Origin of the sequence: Herbidospora galbida (assembly GCF_005233835.1) — a bacterium.
Lineage (GTDB): Bacteria > Actinomycetota > Actinomycetes > Streptosporangiales > Streptosporangiaceae > Herbidospora > Herbidospora galbida.
This window is the reverse complement of record NZ_SZQA01000058.1, coordinates 1-17375: the sequence shown is the minus strand read 5'-3', so window position 1 is coordinate 17375 and position 17375 is coordinate 1. Positions and strand designations below refer to the sequence as shown.

The window sequence follows — 17375 nt, the reverse complement described above, 5'->3', positions numbered from 1 at the left end:
TCTGGGCTGTAAGCGCTTCCACTGCCCGCGCGAAGGGGGATCACACCGAGATTTATTACGGTTTTATAACTACGCCCCCGGTCGGCGGGCTTCCACGACTCCATCGCGCGAGCCACAGCCGGCCTGCGGCCGTCCGCGTCTCGCTTCTCGTTTTCACGATTGGAGCCCGGGATTTGTATCCTTCAGGGCATGGCGAAGGACTCGGCGAACCCAGGCCGCATCAAGCAACTCCGGATGGTCGCTCAGATCATCAAGAAGGCCAACCCCAAGGGGATGCCGATCGTATACGCGACGGTCGTCGCGGTGATCGCGCTGGCGGTGGTCATCGGCCTGCTGACCGGCGCGTTCTGGTATGTGCTGATCCTCGGCATCCCGGTCGCGCTGCTGGCCGGCATGCTGCTGTTCGGCCGGTTCGCGCAGCGCGCGCAGTACTCGCTGCTCGACGGCCAGCCCGGCGCGGTCTACGCGATCCTGCAGGGCATGCGCGGCAACTGGATGGTCGAGGAGAAGCCGGTCGCGGTCAACCGTGAGCAGGACCTCGTCTTCCGCCTCGTCGGCTACCCCGGCGTGATCCTCGTCTCCGAGGGCCCCGGCACCCGCGTCCAGAAGATGCTGGTGGCCGAGAAGAAGCGGGTCCAGCGGGTCGCCATCGACGTGCCGGTCTACGACGTGCAGTGCGGCGACGGCGAGGGTCAGGTTCCGCTGGCCAAGCTGCAGCGCCACCTGATGAAGCTGCCGCGCAACCTGAAGAAGCCGGCCGTCTCCGAGGTCAACAACCGCATGCGCGCGCTGACCCCGTCGATCCCGATGCCGAAGGGTCCGCTGCCCAAGGGCGCGCGGCTGCCGAAGGGCGTCCGCCCCCGGTGACCATCCCGGACAGTCCGATCTCATCCCGGGCCAACCGGGGCTACTGGGACTCCGCGGCCGACGACTACCAGGCCGAGCACGGCGCGTTCCTGCGTGACGACGGGTTCGTCTGGTGCCCCGAAGGGCTCGACGAGGCCGAGGCGGGCCTGCTGGGCGATGTGCGCGGCCTGTCGATCCTGGAGGTCGGCTGCGGCGCGGGCCAGTGCGGCCGCCACCTCGCCGCCCGGGGCGCCTCGGTGGCGGCCTTCGACGTCTCGCACCGGCAGTTGCAGCACTCCCGCCGCATCGACCTCGATCTCGGTACGACCCTGCCGGTCGTGCAGGCCGACGCCGAGAAGATCCCCTTCCTCGCCGACACCTTCGACCTGGCCTGCTCGGCCTTCGGGGCCATGCCGTTCGTCGCCGACGCGGCCGGGGCGCTGCGCGAGGTCGCCCGGGTGCTGAAGCCGGGCGGACAGTTCGTCTTCGCCGTGTCCCACCCGATCCGGTGGGCCTTCCCCGACGACCCGGGCCCCGGGGGCCTGACCAGCGACCGCTCCTACTTCGACCGCACGCCCTACCTGGAGCGGAACGAGGCGGGCGAGGTGACCTACGTGGAACACCACCGCACGATGGGCGACTGGGTCGCCGCGATCACGGGGGCGGGGCTGCGGCTCGACGAGCTCATCGAGCCTTCGTGGCCCGAGGGACACGACCGCGTGTGGGGCGGCTGGAGTCCCCTCCGTGGCCGGCACTTCCCGGGAACCGTGATCTTCCGGGTCGTCTCCCCCTGAACCCGCGCGGCCGGTCGGCGCCGGATGCGGCGCCCGGCCGGGAGCTTCGGTCGGGGCCGGGGTGGGCGGAGCCGTAACGGACCGGAAGCTTTTACTTCTCCCGGACGACGACGGTGCCGGCGAAGCGGTCGTGCAGCCCGCGCTGGTCTTTGTCGAAGATCAGGGCCGGGACCGCCAGGATGAGCAGGACCGTGCGGATCAGCACCGCCTTCGCCGACGGCTGGCCGCCGTCGAGGGTGGCGACCCTGATGTTGACCAGGCGCATGCCGAAGGTCATGCCCATCGTGCCGACGAGCAGGATGTATTCGAGGGCGAGAATGCCGATGGTGACCAGGGCGGCGTCGGTGCCGGTCAGCCGGAGGAGCCCCTGGCTGATCGCCCACGCGCAGATGAGCCAGTCGATGAGCAGCGCCCCAAGGCGCCTGACGAATCGGGCAATCGAACCTTTACCCTGCTCAGGCAGGCCCAGCCGCTGTCCCGGATAGTCTTGAACGGCGGGCGTGCCGCTCAACCAGGTCTGCGTCCAGCGGGGCTCTTTGCTCATGACTCCAGAGTAATGGCCGCTCTATTCGGTCGTCACGATGACCTGCGGCGACGCCGGTAGTTACACCCTGCGGTCAGGTTTCGACAGCGTGCTTCCCATTAACACGTGTGAAACAAACGAGACACCCGACGGTAACGGCACAGTCCTACTTTCAGTCTGCTAAGCCAGTGCCCCTGGGAGGTTCGAGAGTGTTTAACTCCGCCGACGACGTCCTGTCGTACATCCGGGACGAAGGCGTGCAGTTCGTTGACGTCAGGTTCACCGACCTGCCGGGGACGACTCACCACTTCACTTTCCCCGTCGAGAACTTCGGCCCGAATGTCTTCTCCGACGGCCTCATGTTCGACGGGTCGTCCATCCGAGGTTTCCAGGCCATCCACGAGTCGGACATGCTGCTGCTGCCCGACCCGTCGACGGCTGTGATCGACCCGTTCCGCCAGCACAAGACGCTCAACATCAACTTCTTCGTGCACGACCCGCTGACCGGCGAGGCGTACAGCCGCGACCCGCGTAACGTGGCGCGCAAGGCCGAGGAGTACCTCAAGGGCACCGGCATCGCCGACACGGTCTACTTCGGCCCCGAGGCCGAGTTCTACATCTTCGACGACGTGCGCTTCCAGACCAACCAGCATTCGTCGTTCTACTACATCGACTCGATCGAGGGCGCCTGGAACACCGGCACCGCGACCGAGGGCGGCAACCTGGGCTACAAGCCGCGCTACAAGGGCGGCTACTTCCCGGTCCCGCCGATGGACCACTTCACCGACCTGCGGTCGGAGATGGTCCGCCGGCTGATCGACTCGGGCATCGAGACCGAGATGCAGCACCACGAGGTCGGCACCGCCGGCCAGGCCGAGATCGACTTCCGTTTCGGCACGCTGCTCAAGACCGCCGACAAGCTGATGCTGTACAAGTACATCATCAAGAGCACGGCCCTCGAGTTCGGCCACACGGTCACCTTCATGCCGAAGCCCATCTTCGGCGACAACGGCTCGGGCATGCACTGCCACCAGTCGCTGTGGAAGGACGGCGAGCCGCTGTTCTACGACGAGGTCGGCTACGCGGGCCTGTCCGACATCGCGCGCTACTACATCGGCGGGCTCCTGAAGCACGCGCCGTCGCTGCTGGCCTTCACGAACCCGACGGTGAACAGCTACCACCGTCTCGTGCCGGGCTACGAGGCGCCGGTGAACCTGGTCTACTCGCAGCGCAACCGGTCGGCGTGCGTCCGCATCCCGATCACCGGGTCGAACCCCAAGGCCAAGCGCATCGAGTTCCGGGTGCCCGACCCGTCGTGCAACCCGTACTTCGCGTTCGCGGCCATGCTGATGGCCGGCATCGACGGCATCCGCAACAAGATCGAGCCGCCGGAGCCGGTCGACAAGGACCTCTACGAGCTTCCGCCGGAGGAGGCCCGTTCGGTTCCGCAGGTTCCGGGGTCTCTGCCTGAGGTGCTCGACGCGCTTGAGGCCGACCACGACTACCTGCTCGAGGGTGGCGTGTTCACGCCTGACCTGATCGAGACGTGGATCGCGTACAAGCGCGAGAACGAGATCGACCCGATCCGGCTGCGCCCGCACCCGCACGAGTTCGAGCTCTACTACGACGTGTGATCGACGATCTTGACGTTCGGAAGCCCGTGGCAAGGTTCTGTGCCTTGCCACGGGCTTCCGTATGTCGCATCGGACCTCTCAAGCTCCGCCGATGTCAGACCTCAGGACCCGTGCGACCTCCGACGCCTATCGAATCGGCAGCTTGTGGCCGGGTCCCTGCCATTCTGACGGGAGTTCTTCGATCTTCAGGTCGGAGAAGACCAGGGTCAGATCGTGGGCGTTGGTCTGGATCCGGACCTCGTGGAAGTCGATGCCGACGGCTGCGGCCCAGCGCTGGGCGGTCGGCGAGTCGGTGACGAGCGTGGCCCCGGGATAGAGCAGCTGCCAGTCGACGCCCCAGACGTATCCGTCGAGGTCGACGCCGGTCTGGTAAGTGATGAGCCGGTCATCGAGGGACTCGCGCCATATGTCGGCCGGGACGGTGGTGGTGCAGTCGGCCTGCACGCAGTGGCGGAACAGGTAGCGCAGCGTCGTCTGCGTGCTCCCGCTTCGCGGGTCGGCGGTCGCGTGGATCACGAGCTGGCAGGTGCGAACTTCGGCTCAGCCTTCGGGCGTGATCATGTCGAGAATCCGGGCCAGGGAGTCTGGTCGTTCATCTACCGGCAGGTGGTCGACGAGGTGGACGGGGCAGCCGAGGGCGGCGGCGCCGGTGTCGGTCACGCGATCGTCTCCCACCATGAGGACGTCGGTGGGCGGCAGATCGAGTTTGTCGCAGGCGGTGCGGAAGATTCGCGGGTCGGGCTTCTCGATCCCGATCTCGTAGGACAGCAGGAACACGTCGACGTACGGAGCCAGGCCGTGGAAGTCGAAGACGGGGCGCAGGTCCCAGCCGATGTTGCTGACGACAGCTGTGGACACGCCACGACGCCGTAGCTGCCGGAGGGTCTGTTCGGCGTCGGGGTAGGGCTGCCAGGCGACCGGATGACAGGACCGGTCGTACAGGGCCTCGGCCAGGGCGTCGTCCGGGAGCCGGGCTTCGCGCGCCAAAGCGGTGTAGGCCGCGCGATGGTGCTCAGCGGTCAGATCGCGGGTACGCCACAGGTCGAGCAGATGCCGAGGCACCTCACGAGGCGGCGGCCCGCCAGGCAGTGCTCCGGCCACGGTCAGGCGGTCGGCGCATGCGGTGATCTCAGACTCCTCGATCGTGCAAGCCGCCTCACCGAGAACGCCCCTCAGCCACTGTTCCGTGGATTCGATGCGAAGCAACGTCCCGGAGAAGTCGAACATCACACCTCTGATCACCGGCAAGCTCCGATCAGTCCAAAGTCACCCAGGCCAGAACGAATCTCCACCTTAAGACGATCACCGAGGACGTGGATCCGATCCGTGCAGGTGGCAAGTTCGCGCTCTGATCGTCACCTTTCACGACGGCCGCGGCCTTTCGTCTTTCCGGGCGAACCAGGCGGCGATCGAGCGCTTGTAGTTCTCCGGCATGCGGAGGGCGGCGACTTCGGGCTCGGTGAACAGGCCGATCTCCCGGTGTTCGTGGCTGAGGACCGGTCGCCGGCCGTCGCCGACCGTGACGCCGTAGGTGACGATCAGGACGTCGGCGCCCTCGAAGACGTGGTACTGCCACGAGTCGAGGATGGGACCGACCTCGACCTCCCAGCCGGTCTCCTCCCTGATCTCCCGGCCCAGGCAGCCGACCGGGTCCTCACCGAGTTCGAGCCGGCCGCCGGGGAGCTCCCATTCGTCCCGTTCGTTGCGGAGCAGCAGGACGCGGTCGTCGCGGACGACGACGCCCTTGACGGAGACGGGGAACCTCGGCGGCCGTGGCCGGACCGTCACCCCGGCCCGTGCGGCGACCTTCGCCACGTGGGCCTCGTAGTCCCCCCGTGGGTCGTCGCCGAAGGAGGCGAGCGCGATCAGGGCGCTGAGGGCGACGTCGCACAGTTCGTCCACGACGTCCTGACGGGTGTGGGTGCGGCCCTTGCGGGGGTTGTGGCCCAGCAGGCCGATCACGGCCTCGGCGGCCTCGCCCGCCTCCTCGGTGATCTTGAGAACGCGCAGGAGGGGGCGTTCCGGGCCGTCGGGGGTCGACCGGTCGAGCCAGTCCACCAGACCGGCCAGCTGCTGCCAGGTGAGGTCGCTCGGGGGCGACGCTTTGTCGGTCACGGTCACCAGGGTGCCGGAATGAGCGGGTGGGAGCAGGACTGCACGCTCCGTTTCCGGTCCGAATGCCTGGCCGCCACGCTCCATGTCTCCGACTGAAACAAGGGGCAGGTCGTCCTGCTCGACCCCGAGATCGTCACCCCCGACGGCGAATGGGAGGCGGGGTACCGGTCGTTCCGGGAGCTGCTGGTCAACGTGTACGCCGAGGTGCGCGCTCAGCCGAACTGAGTGCCGGCCGTGAGCGGCGTGCCCCCGCACGTCGCCGCCGAGTTCGAGCCGGGGCCGGGCGCGGCCCACGGGCCGTATGTGGTGGAGCGCCAGACCATCCCGCCGGGGCCGGCGAAGGACATGCAGGTGATCCAGGCCCGGTAGGCGCCGTCGCCCGTCGTGCAGGCGACGATGTAGGTCTTGTACTCGTGGCGGCCCGTACAGCCCGAGGGGGCCGCGGCGGCCGGGGTGGCGAACGCGCCGAGGACGAGCGCGACAGTGGCTGGAGCGGTCAGCAGGCGCTTCACGACGCCCACCTGAACGCGACGCGGTGATCGCGCATGAAGCGGGGGCGGGTCAGCGCCAGGAGCAGCCGGAGGATCGGCCCGCCGTCGGCGAGGGCCATGCGGAACGTCTCCGGGGGGACCTCCAGCGCCGTCCACGGCAGCGCGAAGGCGAGGTCGGCGAACTTGAACTCCGCCTGCGCGGCCTTCTCGCTGTCCTGCCAGGCCGCGAGCGACAGGTGGCGCTGGATGAGGGGCAGCGCCTCGGTCTCCTCGTGGGCGAGGTGGTCTTCGAGCATCTGACGGAAGCGGGCGACGTCGGCGGCCAGGTTCTCGCGGGTGCGGTTGTCGGGGATCAGGGTCATCCCCCGGAAGCCCTCGGCGCACTTGTCGAGCAGCGGGTCGATCAGGTCGTGCTCCGCCTCCATCGCGGCCATCGTCGCGGCCACGTCGGCGCGTTCCCGGACGCGGGGCCAGATCGAGGTGTCCTCGATGGTGTGGTGGTGGTGCAGGGTGGTGGCGAAGGCGGTCCAGCGGCGGGCGAGGGCGGCCCAGACCTCGTGGTCGGTGAGCGGGGTGGCGGGCACCGCACGGGACAGGTCGCGCAGGTCTCGCCGGAAGGCGTGGTGCATCACGTACATGGTGCCGAGAGGGATGGGGCCCTCCGCCGTGTGGGCCTGGCCCAGGAACGGCTGGCAGGCGTCGGCGCGGCCCTCGGCGAGGTCGGCCATGCGGTCGAGCGAGCGGGCCATGTCGGGGCGGCGGTCGCGGTGGCGGGGCATGATCAGGGCGGCCGCGCGCTGCTGACCGAGCGTCATGCGCCGCACCATCTCGTAGCCGTGGGTGACCCGGGTGCCGCCGTCGACGGGCTCGAAGCGGTAGCTCCAGATCGTCGAGTCGGTGATCTTGCCCTCGGGGACGGTGCGGAACGCGAACTCGCGTCCGGGGTCGGCGGCGACGACCTCGCACTCGCGGGTCCAGCGCCAGAAGCCGTACACGTTGAGACCCGCGAACCGCGCGCCCACCCCGCGCCCGTCGCCGAGCCAGTCGCACCGCCGGGTCTCGGGGCTCCACTCGGGTGTACGGGTGACGTCGGCCACCCATTCGTAGAGGCGTAACGGATCGGCCGCGATGACCCGCGACACGCTCCCCTCCGGACGCAGGACCTGGGGCGGTTCGGTCGTCGTGGCCGCCATGACGTCTCCTTTGCTACAGTATTCGAACCAGTCGAACTTGATTGGATACATGATGACTGTAGCCAAAAAACCCGACCCGTCAAGGCGCTACCGCTCGCCCCTGCGCGAAGAACAGGCCCGGCGCACCCACGCGGCCGTGATCGAGGCCGCGACCACGTGCTTCGTCGAGAAGGGCTACGCCGCGACGACCATGAAAGACGTCGCCGCCCGCGCCGGGGTGTCGGTGGAGACGGTCTACGGCCAGGGCGGCAAGGCCTCACTGCTGCTCGCCGCCGTCGACCGCACCCTCGCCGGCGACGACGCCCCCGTCCCGGTGATCGAACGCGCCCCGCTCCGCGAGGTCCTGGAGTCCCCCGACGCGCGAACGGCCCTGCGCCGCTTCCGCGACGTGGTGGTCGAGGGCATGCCACAGGCCCTGCCGCTCATGCACGCCTTCCACGTGGCGGCGGGGGGCGACGCGGAGATCGCGGCGGCGTACCAGACCTATGAGCAACGCCGGTTGATCGACATGACGAAGATCGCCGAGTCGTTGGAGCCAGGGCTGCGTGTGCCGACGGCGGAGGCGGCCGACGTGATCTGGGCGCTGTTCAGCACACCGGCGATCCAGTCGCTGATGGTCGACCGGGGGTGGGGCGTGGAACGGTGGGCCGACTGGGTGACCACCGTGCTCGAACGGACGCTGCTCGACTAGCCCTGGGAGGTGTTCGTGGCCTTCGACTTCAGGCCCGTGATGCGGCGGAGCATGTCCCACCAGAACGACGAGCCGAACAGCAGGGCCACCAGCGTCAGCAGGAAGCCCGGCCAGTGGCTCGGGCTCCTGAGACGGTCCCACCAGTCGCCGCCGCCCCACTTCCACACCGGGGTGCCCGTGCCCGGGATCTCGACGCTGACCGGAGCGTGGGTGAAGATCTTGACGAAGGCCGGGGTGCTCAGCACCTCGGTCACGCACTCGTAGGTGTCGGCGCCCGGGGCGCACTGGTCTTTGATCGGGGCCAGGGCCTCTTCGCCCTGTTCGGCGAAGGCGGCGATGGCCGAGCGGTAGGCGCCGTCGTTGAGCAGGGTCTTGCCGTATTCCAGGCTGTCCATGCTGAACAGCAGCGTCACCAGCAGCGACAGCATGCCGACCGCCACGCGCACATAACGGCGGTAGAGGACCGTCAGCCGTTCCATCTCGCCGTCGAACCACTCTTCGACGCCCTTGCGGAAGGTCTCCAGGTCGACCCCGGTCTTCCACAGGCCGGCCAGCGGGCGGTAGAGCGGGGAGTCGAGGCGCTTCAGTTCGGCCAGCAGGCCGTCGACGCCGCCGCGTTCGCTGGCGATCTCCAGCAGGGCGACGCTGAAGCGGGACGGGGGGATCTCGGCGATCGAGGTCTTGCCCTGGCGGGCCTCGTCGATCTCCTGCAGCCGCTCGTGGAGCAGGTCGGTGAAGGGTTCGCCCTGGTGGGCGGGGGCCTGCTCGGCGGTGGCGGGGGCGATGTCGACGGGTGCGGGGCTGGGGCTGAACTTCGGGCGGGGGTCTTTGCCGAAGGGGAGCTTGATGAAGACGCCCAGGACGGTCGCCGGCAGGCGTGACCTGGTGGAGTTGCGGAGTGGCGGGAGGAGGTCGGCGAGGGTGCTGCGGAAGCGGCGGCCCAGCGCGGTGACCCCGCGCGCGCGGCGGTCGAGCCAGCGGACGAACCCGTTCACCCGCTGGATCTGCTCGCCGCCGTCGAGGGTGTCGCGCAGGTAGGCCCACAGGAACTTGCTCCGGATGCCCAATAATCGGACGACGCCCTCGTTCAGCCCGCTGACCAGCAGGGACAAGAGCAGGAACGCCAGCACCAGCCCGATGGCCAGATCTACGTAGTACGACACCACTGGACCGTGATACACCCCTCAAGGCACCACCGCAACCGGTTGATCACCCTTCGTAGAAGACGCGTTCGACCACGGCCCTCGCCCGCCGCGTGGTGCGCCGGTAGTCGTCGATGAAGTCCTCCGACCCGTCCGGCGGGTAGCCCAGGGCCCGGGAGACGAGCGCCCGTTCCCGCACCAGGCCGGGGATCGAGTCGGCCGAGCGGCCCTTGACCAGCATGATCGCGTCGCGGACGCGGGAGGCGAAGCGCCACGCGTCGGCCAGGGTCTGCTCGTCCGTCGCGTCCAGCAGTCCCTCGCCGACCGCCGAGCGCAACGTGTCGAGGGTGCGGGTGGTGCGCAGGGCCGGGACCATCCCGGCGTGGCGCAGCTGCAGGAGCTGGGCCACCCACTCCACGTCGGACAGGCCGCCCCGGCCCAGCTTCGTGTGGAGGGTCGGGTCGGCGCCGCGCGGGAGGCGTTCGGCCTCCATCCGGGCCTTGAGCTTGCGGATCTGCAGCAGGGCGTCGGGGGCCAGGCCCTCTTCGCGGTAGCGCAGCGGGTCGATCAGCGCCATGAACTCGGTGCCGAGGTCGAAGTCGCCGGCGCAGAAGCGGGCCCGCAGGAGCGCCTGGGCCTCCCACGGCGACGACCAGCGCTCGTAGTAGGCGCGGTAGGAGGAGATCGTGCGGACCAGCGGGCCCTGGCGGCCTTCGGGGCGCAGGCCCGCGTCGACGGCCAGCGGCGGCTCCGGCGTCGGGAGGATCAGCAGGCGGCGCAGTTCCTCGGCGACCGCGTGGGCCGCGTCGGTGGCGTCCTTCTCCTCCGCCCCCGGATTGGGGGCGTGCACGAACATGACGTCGGCGTCGCTGCTGTACGAGCACTCGAAGCCCCCCAGCCGCCCCATCGCGATGACCGCGATCCGGGTCGGGAACTCGCCCCGCCGTTCCTCGGTCACCTTCCGGACGGCCGCGTTGAGCGCGCCCTCGACGGTCGCGTCGTTGAGCTCCGACAGCGCCTGCCCGACGCCCTCGATGTCGAGATGGCCGCCGAGGTCGGCGCAGGCCACCCGGAACAGCTCGCGCCGACGCAGAGCGCGGACCGCCGCGACCGACGACTCGGCGTCCTGCCCGTAGCGGGCGACGGCCGCGTTGGCCTCGGCGTGCAGGGCCTCGACCGGGCGTACGGCCAGGTCGGAGGCCGAGCCGAGCATGGCCACCGCGTCGGGTGAGTGCAGCAACAGGGTCGTGACGTAGCGCGAGGTCCCGAGCAGGCGGGCCAGGCGTTCGGCCACGGCCGTCTCGTCGCGGAGCATCCGCAGGTACCAGGGGGTCGAGCCGAGCTTGTCGCTGATCTGGCGGAAGCCGAGCAGGCCGGCGTCGGGGTCGGGGGCGTCGGCGAACCAGCCGAGCATGACCGGCAGCAGCGTCCGCTGGATGGCCGCGCGCCGGGAGACGCCGCTGGTCAGCGCGCTGATGTGGCGCAGGGCCCCGGACGGGTCGGCGTAGCCGAGCGCCTCCAGCCGTACGTGGGCGGCCGAGGTCGACAGGCGGGCCTCCTCGGAGGGCAGCCGCGCGGCGGCCTGGAGCAGCGGGCGGTAGAAGAGCTTCTCGTGCAGCCGCCGCACTTCGAGCGCGTGGCGCTTCCAGGTCGTGGTGAACTCGCCGACCGGGTCGGTCAGCATGCCCAGGCCCCGGCCGATCCGCCGCAGGTCGGCGCTGTCGGACGGCACGACGTGGGTGCGGCGCAGCCGGTGGAGCTGGAGCAGGTGCTCGACGTGGCGCAGGAACGAGTAGGCCTCGGCCAGCGCCTTGGCGTCGTCGCGCCCGACGTAGCCGCCGCGCGACAGGGCGGCCAGCGCGGGCAGCGTGGCCTTGCGGCGCAGCAGCGGGTCGGTCCGGCCGTGCACGAGCTGGAGGAGCTGCACCGCGAACTCGATGTCGCGCAGCCCGCCCGGCCCGAGCTTGATCTGCCGCTCGGCCTCCGAGACCCGTACGTGCGCCTCGACCCGGCGCCGCATGGCCTGCACGTCCTCGACGAAGTTCTCGCGGGCCGCGGCCTCCCACACCATGTCGTTGACGAGCTCGACGTACTCTTCGCCGAGTTCCATGTCGCCGGCGACCGGCCGCGCCTTCAGCAGGGCCTGGAACTCCCAGGTCTTGGCCCAGCGGCGGTAGTAGGTCAGGTGGCTGTCGAGGGTGCGGACCAGCGGGCCCATCTTGCCCTCGGGGCGCAGCCCGGCGTCGACCTCCCACAGCGAGCCCTCGGGGGTGCTGGTCGAGCAGGCCCGCATCATGGCCTGGGCCAGCTTGGTCGCCGACTTCAGGGCGAGCGCCTCGTCGACGCCCTCCTTCGGCTCGGCCACGAAGACGACGTCGACGTCGGAGATGTAGTTGAGCTCGCGGGCGCCGCACTTGCCCATGCCGATGACGGCCAGGCGGGCCTGCTCCCAGCCGGGGGTCTCGGCGCGGGCGATCGCGAGGGCGGCGTCGAGGGCGGCGGCGGCCAGGTCGGACAGCTCGGCGGCGATCTCGGCCAGGGTCAGCACGCCGGTGACGTCGAGCCCGGCCAGGTGGAGCAGGCGGCCCCGGTAGGAGGCGCGCAGGGCGTCGAGGGCGTTCTCGCCCGACGCGACCGGCTCGGGCAGCGACGGATCGGCTCCGACGGCGAACAGCAGCTCCTCGCGGTGGCTGAGCGGCTCTTCGGGGTCGGGGCCGGTGACGTGTTCGGGGTGGCGGACCACGTGGTCGCCGAGGGCGGCGCTCAGGCCGAGCACCCGCAGCAGGCGGCGGCGCAGGCCGGGGTCGGCGCGGAGCGCGCCCAGCACGCTCGGGTCGCGCTCGACCAGCCGGCTCAGCGAGGTCAGGGCCAGGTCGGGGTCGGCGGCGGAGACCAGATCGTCGAGGAGGTCGAAGTCGGCGACGGCCTCGGGCCCGAGCGCGTCCAGCAGCCGTTCGGCCCTGGCGCCATCGGCGAATCCGAGACGGGCCAGGCGCCCGGCGGTGGTCTGCATCCGGAACGCGGCGTTCACCGGTCCTTCCTCCGCCTCGATGTCCGCGACGTCAATGCGCAATGGTCTTCCTTTTCCAGGAGGAATCCTCGCGACACGACCACTTGACCTGTTACCCCGCGTTTCTCAGTTTCATGGCCGTGTCGCAAACTTTCGCACACGGTAACCCCACGGCTTGTGCGACGTCGTTAGTGGTTTCGGACCGTAATCGAGCCACTACGCGCGTTTTCCGCGACGACCGCCGCGAACGCCTCGGCCAGCGGCCTCCACGAGGCCACCAGACCAGCTTCCGCCGCGCTGACCTGCTCGTTCAACTCTTCGGCGGGGTGTGTTGTCAATTCGGTCGTCCATTGCTCGAAAATGGCCGGAGTGGCCTCCGGATGAAATTGCACCCCCCACGCACCAGCCCCTATGCGAAACGCCTGGTGGGGATACTGGGAGCCCGTGGCGATCAGGACGGCGTCGTCGGGAAGGACCGTCATCGCGTCCTGGTGGTACTGGATCGCCGGGACCGGGCCGGTCAGATGCGCGAAGAGCGGATCGTCGGCCACCGGCACGATCTGGCCCAGCCCGACTTCGAGCCCGTTTCCGCCGCGCGTGACCTGGCCGCCACATGCGAGCGTCATGAGCTGGGCCCCCAGGCAGATGCCCAGCGTCGGCACCTCACGCTCGACCGCGGTGCGCAGCAGCGCCCGCGTGGCGGGCAGCCACGGGTGGTTCTCGTCGTCCCAGGCCGACGCCGCGCCACCGAGGACCAGCAGGCCGTCTCCGGGCTCTTCCGGTACGGCTTCGCCCAGGTAGGGCCGGTAGACCACCACGTCACCGAGCCACCCGGCGAAATAGCCCAAACCGGCTTCGGCCTCGTGCTCGATCACGGTCACGCGCGCACTCACCCCCCGAGCATAAACAGGCGCGTTCGTGGGACAGGATGGCGGGATGTACGTAGAGAACGTCCCCGTGCCCGGCGGCGAACTGCGCCTGGCCCGGTTCGGCGACGGCCCCAACCTGATCATCGCCGTGCACGGCATCACCGCGTCGCTGATGGCCTGGGCGGCCGTCGGCGAGGCCCTCCCCGACGGCTGGACGCTGGCCGCGATGGACCTGCGCGGCCGGGGCCACAGCCGCGACGTGCCGGGCCCGTTCGGGCTGCGGGCGCACGCCGACGACGTCGAACGCGTCGCCGAGCACCTGGGCGCCGACGAGACGACGGTGCTGACCGGCCACTCGATGGGCGCCTATGTGGCCGTGCTGCACTCCGTCCAGCGGACCTACGCGAAGACGGTGCTGGTCGACGGCGGGCTGCCGCTCCCCCTGCCGCCCGGCCGGAACGTGGACCAGACGCTGGAGGCGACGCTCGGTCCGGCCCTCACCCGACTTAGCCAGATATTTCCCGATGAAGATTCTTATGTCGCCTTTTTTCAACAACACCCTGCCTTGCAGGACTGGTCCCCTGCCGTCGACCGCTACGTCCGCTACGACGTCCTGCCCGTCGAGGGCGGGGTCAGGTCGCGCGCGGTCGAGGAGGCGGTGCGGACCGACGGCCGCTGGCTGCTGTCGGAGACGGCCGAGATCGGCGCGGCCCTGCACGCCATCGGTCACCCGTTGTCGCTGATCAGAGCGCCTCGCGGGCTGCTGAACCAGGAGGTGGGCCTGCTCCCCGACCCCCTGGCGGAGGCCTGGCGCGCGGAGCTTCCGGACCTGCGCGACGAGGTGGTGCCCGACTGCAACCACTACACGATCGCGTTCGATCCGCGGTGTGTGCGGGTTCTGGTCGAGCGCCTCACAGATATACGGCAATAGCCATTTCTGTTGCGCGCCGCAGGAAATTTCCTGAAACTGTGGCTGGCGCCAGGCTTCTTCCAGGCAGATTCACAACGCGAACGGGATTCGCATGCTTCCTGAGCACGACCTGACCTCCGATCTCGCGGCGACCCTGGCGCGGCTCACGGAAGAGGTCGGGCGGGAGCACGAGCGCGCGGCCCACCGCGAGCAGATCATCGACCGGCTGCACGCCGAGAACCAGGAACTGCGCCACGGCCTGCTCCAGGAGGCGCTCGCCCCGGTCCGCAACGGCCTCTACCGGCTCCACGACACGGTCACCCGCGAGGCGGCCCGGCTGGAGCCGGGCCATTCGCGCGCCCTTCTGGAGGCCATCGCCGAGGAGGTCGCCGAGGTCCTGGCCCGGACCGGCGCCGACCGGATCGAGGTGGCCGAGGGGGACGCCTACGATCCCGCGATCCACCGGCCGGCCGGCACCGCCGAGGGTGCGCCGAACACGGTGGTGGGCGTGGTCAGCGAGGGGTTCCGCTCCGGGGAGCGGGTGCTGCGCAAAGCGGGGGTCGTCATAGGAAAAGAGGAGATCGACTGATGGCCGTGCACGGCATCGACCTGGGCACCACCTACTCCTGCATCGCGAGCGTCGACGACGTGAGCCGGCCGACGGTCCACCGCAACGCCGAAGACGCCGACACGACCCCCTCGGTGGTCTTCTTCGAGACGCCCGAGAACGTCGTGGTCGGCCAGACCGCCAAGGACAGCGCGGTCCTCGAACCCGACCTGGTGGTCAGCCGGATCAAGCGCGACATGGGCCTCGACGTCACCCGGACCATGCACGGGCGGCCGTACACGCCCGAGGAGATCTCGGCCTTCGTGCTGCGGAAGCTGGCCGCCGACGCCGAGATGGCCACGGGTTCCCGCGTCGAGGACGTCGTGATCACCGTCCCGGCCTATTTCGGCGCGGCCGAGCGCGACGCGACCCGCAAGGCGGGGCAGATCGCCGGGCTCAACGTGATCGACATCATCTCCGAGCCGATCGCCGCCGCGATCACCTACGGCGTGCTCAACCCGGGCGAAGACTGCCGGATCCTCGTGTACGACCTGGGCGGCGGCACCTTCGACACCACCGTCATCACCTTGCGCGACGGCGACATCGAGGTCGTCTGCACCGACGGCGACCACGAGCTCGGCGGCGCCGACTGGGACGACCGCCTGGTCGAGCTGCTGGCCGAGCGGTTCCGGCTGGAGCACCCCGACGTGACCGACCCGCTCGACGACAAGCAGACCGAGCAGCAGTTACGCCGCGACGCCGAGGAGCTGAAGAAGTCGCTCACCTCGCGCACGAAGCACACGGTCCGGGTGATGCACGACGGCCGGGTGGCCAAGGCCGAGGTGTCGCGCGAGGACTTCGAGCGGCTCACCCGCGACCTGCTCGACCGCACGGTCGAGATCACCCGCCGGACCCTGTCGACCGCCCGGTCGAAGGGGGTCGAGTCGTTCGACCATCTGGTCCTGGTGGGCGGATCGTCGAAGATGCCGTCGGTGGCCGAGACGCTGGCCAAGGAGCTCGGAGTGCAGCCCCGGTTGCAGGACCCCGACCTCGCGGTGGCCAAGGGCGCGGCCCTCTACGCCTTCGAGGAGACGTACCGGAGACTGCTGGCGGGCGGAGCCCGCGAACAGGCCGAGGAGATGGCCGCCCGCGCGGGCCTCAGCTCGGGCGAGCAGCAGCGCATCGCCGAGCGGACGATCAAGACGGTCGCCTCGCGGGCCTTCGGCATCAAGGCCGTCTCGGTGAACACCCGCCGCGAGTACGTCGCCCATCTGGTGCAGGCCAACGACCCGCTGCCCGCCGACGTGACCGAGGGGTTCGCGACCCTCGACGACTACCAGACCCGGGTCGCCATCGAGGTGATGGAGCAGGCCGGGGCCGAGGCGTCGGAGGCGGTCGAGGACAACAACCGGATCGCCGAGGGCGACCTGGCCATCCCACCGGGCAAACCGGCCGGGTTCCCGATCGAGGTGACGTTCACCCTCGACACCTCCGGGCTGCTCCACGTGACCGCGCGCGAGCACGAGACCGGACAGCAGCTCGACCTGAACGTGCAGATCGGCGGCATGACGGAGGAGGACGTCGCCGAGTCGCGGGCGAGCCTGTCGCACCTGACGGTCAGCTGACCCCGCGATGCCCTTCGACGAGGCCCGCTACGTGCGGGAGGTGCTCGACCCGGCCCGCGCCGCGGGCGCTCCGCCCGACGACCTGTTGGTCCGGTACGCCCTGGGCCGCGACCTGGCCGACGTCGGCGACACCGTCAAAGCCGTGCGGCAGTGCTGGCGGCGGCAGCGCGGCCAGCTGAAGTTCCGGCGGCTCGTCGACCGGCTCGAAGCCGACCACGCCCGGCTGGCCCCCATCTTCGACGCGGCGGCCGGCGGCGACCTCGGGCCGCTGCGCGGCGCCCTGGCCGAGGCCGGGGAGCGCGACCGGGCCCGGCTCGACGAGGCCCGGCGGCGGCTCGACGACGCGGCCGGACGGCTGCGGATGGTCACCCCGGAGGTGGCCGACGGCATCGCCCGGTCGACCGGCTGCGACCTGCGGCCACTCGCGCGTGAGCTGGGGGTCGTCGTCCAGGAGCCCGAGGCGCTGCCGCCCGGCTCGCCCTATGCGGCCTACGACCGGGTCCGCGAGGCGCTCGACACGCTGCGGGTGCGCCACCTGGCCGCCTTCGTGCTCGGCGAGGCGGGCCCCTATCGGGTGCTGCGGCCATCGAGCCTGCCGCTCGCGGCGGTGGAGGCCGAGTGGCGGCGCAAGACCCGCGGCCCGTGGACGACGGCGGCCGACACCCTGCTGACCGCGCTGAAGTCCGACCCGGCGGCGCTGATCCGCTTCGACCTGGTGACCCGGCTGCGCGAACGGGTGCGCGAGCACCCCTACGACGACACCCTGCTCCGCTACGCCGTCGACGACCTGGGGCTCGAATCGGGCGAGGCGCGGCGGCTGGTGTTCGCGGTCCGGCAGGAGACCGGGGTCGCGGGCGGGCCGGAGGCGCGGCTGCGGGAGCTGGCCGACGCCGGGGAGATCCACGCCGCCGCCGACCTGGCCGCGACCCTGACCGACCTCGACGGGCCCGCCGCCGAGCTGGCCGCCGAGATCCGGGCCCGGCTG

At 70.4% G+C, this 17375-nt stretch carries 15 protein-coding genes and 2 pseudogenes; 8 read left to right on the top strand and 9 right to left on the bottom strand.

Annotated features, from left to right (window positions below; genetic code table 11):
- The first annotated feature begins 189 nt into the window (after nucleotides 1–189).
- On the top strand, nucleotides 190–867 hold the full coding sequence (locus FDA94_RS40160) for a DUF4191 domain-containing protein (protein ID WP_030450512.1): 678 nt from the start codon (nucleotides 190–192) through the stop codon (nucleotides 865–867).
- Nucleotides 864–1640 carry a class I SAM-dependent methyltransferase gene (locus FDA94_RS35895; RefSeq protein WP_212735654.1) on the top strand — a complete coding sequence of 259 codons (777 nt, stop codon included), beginning with the start codon at nucleotides 864–866 and terminating at the stop codon, nucleotides 1638–1640. Before FDA94_RS40160 ends, FDA94_RS35895 begins: the two co-directional genes overlap by 4 nt.
- Before the next feature lie 91 nt (nucleotides 1641–1731).
- On the opposite strand, the gene FDA94_RS35890 is transcribed toward FDA94_RS35895, so the two are convergent.
- A complete protein-coding gene (locus tag FDA94_RS35890; protein ID WP_137251485.1) occupies nucleotides 1732–2184 on the bottom strand; it encodes an RDD family protein in 453 nt (150 codons plus the stop codon).
- Nucleotides 2185–2372: 188 nt separating this feature from the next.
- Here FDA94_RS35890 and glnA point away from each other — a divergent pair, with 188 nt between their 5' ends.
- A complete protein-coding gene (glnA, locus tag FDA94_RS35885; protein ID WP_061300799.1) occupies nucleotides 2373–3797 on the top strand; it encodes a type I glutamate--ammonia ligase in 1425 nt (474 codons plus the stop codon).
- 126 nt (nucleotides 3798–3923) lie between these two features.
- On the opposite strand, the pseudogene FDA94_RS35880 reads toward glnA, so the two are convergent.
- The 5 genes and pseudogenes from FDA94_RS35880 to FDA94_RS35860 form a co-directional block, all read right to left on the bottom strand.
- Nucleotides 3924–4319, bottom strand: a pseudogene (locus FDA94_RS35880) (YxiG-like protein); the annotation flags it as partial.
- Between the two features lie 18 nt (nucleotides 4320–4337).
- Entirely contained in the window at nucleotides 4338–5039 is a 702-nt protein-coding gene (locus FDA94_RS35875) for an HAD family hydrolase (protein ID WP_246060342.1), read from the bottom strand.
- 120 nt (nucleotides 5040–5159) lie between these two features.
- Nucleotides 5160–5912, bottom strand: coding sequence for an NUDIX domain-containing protein (locus FDA94_RS40155; RefSeq protein ID WP_246060341.1), 753 nt, complete (start codon nucleotides 5910–5912; stop codon nucleotides 5160–5162).
- A 212-nt stretch (nucleotides 5913–6124) separates the two neighbouring features.
- On the bottom strand, nucleotides 6125–6424 hold the full coding sequence (locus tag FDA94_RS35865; RefSeq protein ID WP_137251483.1) for a hypothetical protein: 300 nt from the start codon (nucleotides 6422–6424) through the stop codon (nucleotides 6125–6127).
- Complete coding sequence (locus tag FDA94_RS35860) at nucleotides 6421–7596, bottom strand: hemerythrin domain-containing protein (protein WP_170991269.1); 1176 nt, start codon at nucleotides 7594–7596, stop codon at nucleotides 6421–6423. The genes FDA94_RS35865 and FDA94_RS35860 overlap by 4 nt, the downstream gene beginning before the upstream one ends.
- Before the next feature lie 52 nt (nucleotides 7597–7648).
- Here FDA94_RS35860 and FDA94_RS35855 point away from each other — a divergent pair, with 52 nt between their 5' ends.
- Nucleotides 7649–8287, top strand: a complete 639-nt coding sequence (locus FDA94_RS35855; protein WP_212735652.1) for a TetR/AcrR family transcriptional regulator — start codon at nucleotides 7649–7651, stop codon at nucleotides 8285–8287.
- Here FDA94_RS35855 and FDA94_RS35850 read toward each other — a convergent pair.
- From FDA94_RS35850 to FDA94_RS35840, 3 genes are all read right to left on the bottom strand, one after another.
- Nucleotides 8284–9450 (bottom strand): hypothetical protein, encoded by a 1167-nt coding sequence (locus tag FDA94_RS35850; RefSeq protein ID WP_246060340.1) that lies wholly within the window; start codon nucleotides 9448–9450, stop codon nucleotides 8284–8286. The two genes, FDA94_RS35855 and FDA94_RS35850, sit on opposite strands and share 4 nt — an antisense overlap.
- Before the next feature lie 46 nt (nucleotides 9451–9496).
- Nucleotides 9497–12442: a bifunctional [glutamine synthetase] adenylyltransferase/[glutamine synthetase]-adenylyl-L-tyrosine phosphorylase gene (locus FDA94_RS35845; RefSeq protein WP_137251501.1), complete on the bottom strand. Its 2946-nt coding sequence runs from the start codon at nucleotides 12440–12442 to the stop codon at nucleotides 9497–9499.
- A 185-nt stretch (nucleotides 12443–12627) separates the two neighbouring features.
- The gene (locus FDA94_RS35840; RefSeq protein WP_246060339.1) at nucleotides 12628–13320 is read right to left on the bottom strand and encodes a type 1 glutamine amidotransferase; all 693 of its coding nucleotides are present in this window, start codon (nucleotides 13318–13320) and stop codon (nucleotides 12628–12630) included.
- 55 nt (nucleotides 13321–13375) lie between these two features.
- Here FDA94_RS35840 and FDA94_RS35835 point away from each other — a divergent pair, with 55 nt between their 5' ends.
- The 4 genes and pseudogenes from FDA94_RS35835 to FDA94_RS35820 form a co-directional block, all read left to right on the top strand.
- Nucleotides 13376–14239: an alpha/beta hydrolase gene (locus FDA94_RS35835; RefSeq protein WP_137251478.1), complete on the top strand. Its 864-nt coding sequence runs from the start codon at nucleotides 13376–13378 to the stop codon at nucleotides 14237–14239.
- Between the two features lie 91 nt (nucleotides 14240–14330).
- Nucleotides 14331–14807 (top strand): nucleotide exchange factor GrpE, encoded by a 477-nt coding sequence (locus tag FDA94_RS35830; protein ID WP_137251477.1) that lies wholly within the window; start codon nucleotides 14331–14333, stop codon nucleotides 14805–14807.
- Nucleotides 14807–16390: an Hsp70 family protein gene (locus FDA94_RS35825; protein WP_137251476.1), complete on the top strand. Its 1584-nt coding sequence runs from the start codon at nucleotides 14807–14809 to the stop codon at nucleotides 16388–16390. The genes FDA94_RS35830 and FDA94_RS35825 overlap by 1 nt, the downstream gene beginning before the upstream one ends.
- Before the next feature lie 7 nt (nucleotides 16391–16397).
- Nucleotides 16398–17375 (top strand): annotated as a pseudogene (locus tag FDA94_RS35820) (hypothetical protein); the annotation flags it as partial.